Here is a 6,122-nt window from a genome sequence, read left to right as displayed (position 1 = left end):
CGCGCGGACCAGCCCGCACTCGTAGGAGAAGATCACCGCCTGCACGCGGTCGCGCAGCCCGAGCTTCGCCAGCACGGCGCTGACATGGCCCTTCACGGTGGCCTCGGTGACGAACAGCCGGCCCGCGACCTCCGCGTTGGACAGCCCCCGCGCCACCAGCCCCAGCACCTCGCGCTCGCGCGCGGTGAGGAGGTCGAGCTCCGCCGCGGTGCGGGGCAGCGGGTCGCCCGACGTGCCGATGTGCCGCTCGATGAGCCGCCGCGTGATCGGCGGCGCCACGATCGCGTCCCCGCGCGCCACGGCCCGGATCGCCGAGAGCAGGTCGGCGGCGAGCGCGTCCTTGAGGAGGAAGCCGCCCGCGCCGGCCCGGAGCGCCGCATACACGTACTCGTCGAGGTCGAACGTCGTGAGCACCAGGACGCGCGGGCCGTCCGGTGGCCCGGCGCAGATGCGCCGCGTGCCCTCCAGCCCGTCGACACCCGGCATCCGGACGTCCATCAGCACGACGTCGGGACGGGTCTCGGCGGCCAGGTCGGCCGCGGCGGCGCCGTCGTCGGCCTCGCCGACGACCTCCATGTCGTCGGCGTTCTCCAGGATCATCCGCAGACCCGCCCGGATCAGGGCCTGGTCGTCCGCGACGAGCACCCGCGTCACGGCGCCACCTCCCGCGCCCAGGGCACCGCGGGGTCGAGCGGCAGGCGGGCGCGCACGGCGAAGCCCCGGCGCGGGCCCGGCCCCGCGGACACCTCGCCTCCCAGCAGCGCGGCGCGCTCACGCATGCCCCGCAGCCCGTTCCCGCCGTGGTCGCGCTCGCCCCGGTCGTCGGCCCGGTCCGGCCCGTCGTCGCTCACCTCGAGGGTCAGCGCGCCGTCGTCGTACGACACCAGCACCTGGGCGGACGCCGCAGGCCCGGCGTGCCGCATGACGTTGGTCAGCGACTCCTGGAGGATCCGGAACGCCGCGGCGTCCACCGCGGCCGCGAGGGGGCGCGGTGCGCCCTCGACGTGGAGCGCGACGGGCGTGCCTGCCTGCCGCACCCGGTCGACGAGGCCGGCCAGGTCCGCCAGCCCGGGCTCCGAGGCCGGGCCGCGGTCCGGCCGGTCGTCCGGCCGGTCGTCGCGTCCGTCGTCCGGCGCCAGCGCCTGCCGCATGTCCGCCAGGGAGGCGCGGCCGGTCGCGACGATGGCGTCCAGGGCCGCCAGGGTGTCGGCGGGACGCCGTTCGAACGCCGCCGCCCCGCCCTGCGCCTGCATGACGATGACGGCGAGGCCGTGCGCGACGACGTCGTGCATCTCGCGGGTGAGGCGGGCGCGCTCCGCCGCGACGGCGAGGGCGGCCCGCTGGTCGCGCTCGCGCTCCAGGTCGCGCGCCCGTGCCTCGAGCTCTGCGAGGTAGGCGCGGCGGGACCGCACGCCCCAGCCGAGCGCCCACGATGCCGCCAGCAGGGGGCCGAGCACCGCGGGACCGCCCCACGACGACGGCGCCGGCGCGCCGCCCGCGCCGAGCGTCTCCCCGCCCGCGCCGAACCCGCCGCCCCCACCGGCCGACGCGACGACGAGCGACCAGGCCGTCACCACCGCGAGCCCTGCGCCCAGCGCGACGAGCGAGACCCGCCGGGGGCGCAGCACCGCGACGGTCGCGACCGTGACCAGCACGGCGACGTCGGCCGGAGCCGGGCCGGCTCCCAGCGCCATCCGCGCCACGGCGGCGAGCAGCGCCGCGGTGAAGGCCGGCACAGGCCACCGCCGCCGCAGGACCACGGCCGCGACGCCGACGGCGGTCGCCGCCCACCAGACGACGGCCGTCCCCGGTGCAGGGTCGGCGACCACGGCGGTGCCGGCCAGCAGCAGCGCTGCCAGGCCGGCGTCCTGGAACCACGGGCTGCGCAGGGCGCTCCGTCGGGCCTCCCCGGGAGTGTTCATGGCCTCCACAGAGTAGGCCGGGGCCACGCCGCCGGACACCCGTCGCAGGTCGGGGTTCGAGACCCGACCACGGACGGGTGCGCCGCGGGGCCGGCGCCGCCCAGCCTGGACGCATGACTCCGACCCGTCTCACCCGCCTCACCCGTCGCTCCCGGCGTCGGCGAGCCGCCGGCGTCCCGGTCCTCGCCGTCGCGCTCGCGGCCGCGCTCGGCGCCTGCACCCCCGCACCCGGGCTGGAGTGGGACACGGTCGCCGCGCCCGCCGGGTGCCGCTGCGCCGACGGCAGCCCGTTCCAGTTCTGGCAACGCCGGGCGGACACGAAGCGGGTCGTCCTCTTCCTCAACGGCGGCGGGGTGTGCTGGGACGCCGCGACCTGCGCGCTCACGGGCGAGCACGGCGAGAGCGACGTCTACGACTGGAGCGTCCGGGGCACGGAGCCGGAGAACCGCAGCGGGATGTTCGACGTCACCCGCAAGGACAACCCGTTCCGCGACTGGTCCTTCGTCTACGTCAGCTCCTGCACCGGCGACGCGCACCTGGGCGACACGACCGGCGACTACGGGGGCGGCCTCTCCGTGGAGCACCGGGGCGCCGTCAACGGCCGCGCCGCGCTCGACCACCTCGCCGCGACGTACCCCGACGCCACGGACGTCGTCGTCATCGGCAAGACCGCGGGGTCGGTGGCCGCGCCGCTCTACGGCGGGATGGTCGCCGACCTGCTGCCCGATGCCCGGGTGACCGTCCTCGGCGCGCAGTCCGGCGCCTGGCCCGACCACCCCGGCCTCGACGAGAGCGTGCTGGACGCGCGCTGGGGTGCCTTCGACGCCGCGCCGCAGTGGGCGGTCGACGGGCTCGCCGCCCGCGCGTGGGGTCCCCCCGCCTTCTGGGTGCAGGCGGGCCACCACGACCCCGACCTCGTGCTGGGCCGCTTCGACTACGCGTACGACCCCCACGCGTCGTCCGAGGTGGCCCGCTGGATCCCCGGCGACCCGCCCGACCTCCTCGCGCAGATCGACGCGAACGAGGCACGGATCGAGGCCGCCGGCGTGCCCGTGCACAGCTACACCGCGCCGGGGGCGGGACACGGGATCTTCGAGCTCGACGCGTTCTACTCCACCCGCGTCGACGGCGTCCGCCTGGTCGACTGGATCGCCGAGCTCGTCGGAGACGACCCGCCCGCCGACGTCCGCTGCACGGACTGCGCTGCCGCCCCGTAGCCCCGGCCGCGGCGTACGACGACGGCCCGGACGCTCGCGGGGAGCGGCCGGACCGTCGTGGGTGACCGAGGTCAACGAGCGAGGATCACTCCTCGATCTTGCCCTCGATCTGCTTCTGGAAGGTGTAGGTGTTGTCGGCGCCGTACTTGTAGATGCCGATGAAGGCGGACGTCGGGTCGTTCGACTCGTTGAGCGGCCCGATACCGGACTTGCCGACGTAGTTGATGTCCTCGCCCGCCTCGAGCGCCTTGACGCCGTCGGCGAACGTCTTCACCTCCGTGCCGCCGTTGGCACCGGAGACCGCGCGGATGTTCTTCGAGATGGTCTCGCCGTCGGTGCCCTTGCCCTTCACGGCCGCGAGGGCGGCGAGGACGGTGGCGTCGTACGACTCGGCCGAGTACGAGAAGTCCTCGAGCTCGCCCTTCTCGTTGGCGCTGTACCAGGTCTTGAGCTGCTCGCGGAAGGCGTCGTCCGCCTGCGCGCCGGGCAGCGTGCCCTGGACGCCCTCGAGGGTGCCCTTGTCGAACTTGTCGCCGTAGTTGGAGAGGTTGCCGTCCACGAAGTACGTGTTGCCCTTGAAGTCCCAGCCCTGCGCGACGAGCTCGTTGACGATGGCGACGGTCTCCTCGAACGCGACGATCGAGATGGCGTCGGGCTTCTGGGCGAGGAGGTCGGTCACCTGGGCGCCGAAGTTGGTCTCGCCCGGGGCGAACTCGTTGCCGGCGCCCTTGCCGCCGTAGACCGCCTCGCAGCCGTCCTTCTTGAGCGTCTCCTCGATGACGTCGCGCAGGCCCGTGCCGTACGCCTCGTTCTGCACGAGGAAGCCGACCTTGCAGTGGCCGTCGTCGAGGATGAGCGAGCCGTGGGCCGCGCCCTGGACGGTGTCCGGCGGGGCGGTGCGGGCGAAGAAGTCGCCGTAGCCGGAGAGGTCCTGGGCCGTGTTGGCCGGCGAGATCTCCATGACCCCGGCCTCTTCGAACTGGTCGACGACGCCGAGGGTGACGGCGGAGGACGCCGCGCCGATCGCGACGGACACGCCCTTGCTGATCAGGTCGGTGGCGGTGCTCTTGGCCACCGAGAGGTCGGTGCTGTCGCCCGAGTCGCCCCACTCGACCTTCACGTCGTTGCCGAGGACGCCCCCGGCCTTGTTGATGTCCTCGATGGCGAGGCCGACGCCGGCGATCTCCGGCGGGCCGAGGAACGCGAGGGTGCCGGTGACCGGGAGGATCGTGCCGATCTTCAGCGGGTCGGAGGAGCCGCCTTCGTCCCCTCCGCCGTCGGAGGAGCCGCACGCCGTGAGGCCCAGGCTGAGAACTGCCGCGAGGGCGAGGCCCCTGGCGACCGTGGTTCGTCGGATCATGCTGTATCCCCTTTTGGAGGTGGGACGTTCGCGGGCTCAACACCGCATTCAGTGCCGCTGAACGTAGCGAGAATGTATGTCCGCGACGTGTCGCGCGGGTCACTCCCTGCGGATCGTGACAAACCTGTTATCTGCGTCACACTAGCCCCGGCGAACGGCGCCGGTCAGGTTGGGGGCGCCCGCCCCGGTGCACCCACCGGGACGGCCGCCGTCGCGCGGGTCGTCCTGCCTCCAGGCCGAGCGTCAGTCGCGCATCTGCGTGAACGCCGCGGTGGCCGGGTCCGCGCCCGTACGCCCCGCCACGCCCGCCTCCAGCGCGTCGATCGACGCGACCTGCGCGGGCGAGAGCTCGAAGGAGAAGACGTCCAGGTTGGTGGCCTGGCGCGCCACGGACAGCGACTTGGGGATGACGACGCGGCCCTGCTGCACGGCCCAGCGCAGCACGACCTGCGCCGGCGTGACCCCCAGCTCCGTGGCCGCCGCGACGACCGCGGGCGCGTCGAGGTCGGCGCCGCGGCCGAGCGGGGAGTACGCCTCGACGGCGATGCCGAGGTCCCGGCAGTGCTGCTGCAGCGCCGCCTGCTGGAACGTGGGATGCACCTCGATCTGGTTCACAGCGGGCACGACGTCCGTCTCGGCGACCAGCCGGTCCAGGTGCTCCACCAGGAAGTTCGAGACGCCGATGGCACGCACGGCGCCGTCGGCGAGGAGCTTCTCGAACGCGCGCCACGTCTCCACGTAAAGATCGGCGCTCGGCACCGGCCAGTGGATCAGGTAGAGGTCCACCTGGTCGACGCCGAGGGCCCGACGGGAGTCCTCGAACGCGCGCAGCGCCCGCTCGTACCCCTGGTCCCCGTTGCGGAGCTTGGTGGTGACGAACAGGTCCTCGCGCGGCAGACCGGACGCGCGGAGCGCGGCGCCGACGCCGGCCTCGTTGTAGTAGGCCGCGGCGGTGTCCACGTGCCGGTAGCCGAGCTCGAGGGCCTGCTCGACGTTGGCCTGGGTGCCGTCGTCGGGCACCTGGAAGACGCCGAGGCCGAGCTGCGGGATCCGGACGCCACCGGGCAGGGACAGGGAGGGGACGGAAGAGGTGGTCATGACTCCTTTCTATCGGCCCCGTCCACCGGTGCGCCCACCCTGTGGACCACCTGTGCGTGAACACTGGTGCCCGTGCTCGTGCTCGCGTACCGTTGTGCCCGTTGCAGTGCCTCGCTCGATCCGGACGGTCTCCGTCCGCGCCACGGCGGTCGCGTCGTCAGGACTGACGCTCTCGCCCGGCGGACCTTGGTCTCAAGAGTTGACGACGATTCACCGTGATGCGCGATCTCGACGGTCGAGGTCGTCGACACCTCTTGAAGGAGTAAGCATGGCCACCGGAACCGTGAAGTGGTTCAACAGCGAGAAGGGCTACGGCTTCATCGCCCCCGAGGACGGCTCGGCCGACGTGTTCGTCCACTTCTCCGCGATCCAGTCCCAGGGCTACCGTTCCCTGGACGAGGAGCAGCGCGTCGAGTTCGACGTGACGCAGGGCCCGAAGGGCCCGCAGGCGGAGAACGTCCGCCCGCTCTGATCTCACCGCCCGGCCGGCTGACGCCGGCCGCGTGAGTCGCACGGCCCGCACCC

General features: G+C 73.8%; 6 protein-coding genes. 2 read left to right on the top strand and 4 right to left on the bottom strand.

Going from position 1 to position 6,122, the window contains the following annotated elements; genetic code table 11:
- Together ACFWDO_RS20925 and ACFWDO_RS20920 are read right to left on the bottom strand one after the other, a co-directional pair.
- Positions 1 to 654, bottom strand: a 654-nt coding sequence (locus ACFWDO_RS20925) for a response regulator (protein ID WP_380347155.1), incomplete at its 3' end; no start/stop codon positions are given.
- A complete protein-coding gene (locus ACFWDO_RS20920; protein WP_380326746.1) occupies positions 651 to 1,922 on the bottom strand; it encodes a sensor histidine kinase in 1,272 nt (423 codons plus the stop codon). The genes ACFWDO_RS20925 and ACFWDO_RS20920, both read right to left, overlap by 4 nt.
- 113 nt (positions 1,923 to 2,035) lie before the next feature.
- On the opposite strand from ACFWDO_RS20920, the gene ACFWDO_RS20915 reads away from it, so the two are divergent.
- Positions 2,036 to 3,139 (top strand): pectin acetylesterase-family hydrolase, encoded by a 1,104-nt coding sequence (locus ACFWDO_RS20915; protein WP_380326743.1) that lies wholly within the window; start codon positions 2,036 to 2,038, stop codon positions 3,137 to 3,139.
- 85 nt (positions 3,140 to 3,224) lie between these two features.
- Here the strand turns inward: ACFWDO_RS20915 and ACFWDO_RS20910 are convergent, their stop codons facing one another.
- Positions 3,225 to 4,499: an ABC transporter substrate-binding protein gene (locus tag ACFWDO_RS20910; protein WP_380326740.1), complete on the bottom strand. Its 1,275-nt coding sequence runs from the start codon at positions 4,497 to 4,499 to the stop codon at positions 3,225 to 3,227.
- A gap of 243 nt (positions 4,500 to 4,742) precedes the next feature.
- Positions 4,743 to 5,597 carry an aldo/keto reductase gene (locus ACFWDO_RS20905; protein WP_380327168.1) on the bottom strand — a complete coding sequence of 285 codons (855 nt, stop codon included), beginning with the start codon at positions 5,595 to 5,597 and terminating at the stop codon, positions 4,743 to 4,745.
- Positions 5,598 to 5,865: 268 nt separating this feature from the next.
- Between ACFWDO_RS20905 and ACFWDO_RS20900 the strand changes: the two genes are divergently transcribed.
- Positions 5,866 to 6,069, top strand: a complete 204-nt coding sequence (locus ACFWDO_RS20900; protein WP_079576569.1) for a cold-shock protein — start codon at positions 5,866 to 5,868, stop codon at positions 6,067 to 6,069.
- Positions 6,070 to 6,122 lie beyond the last annotated feature (53 nt).

It is taken from the genome of Isoptericola sp. NPDC060185 (genome assembly GCF_042728595.1).
Taxonomy (GTDB): domain Bacteria; phylum Actinomycetota; class Actinomycetes; order Actinomycetales; family Cellulomonadaceae; genus Isoptericola.
Note: the sequence above shows the minus strand (reverse complement) of the source record. Positions and strands in the feature narration are given on the sequence as shown.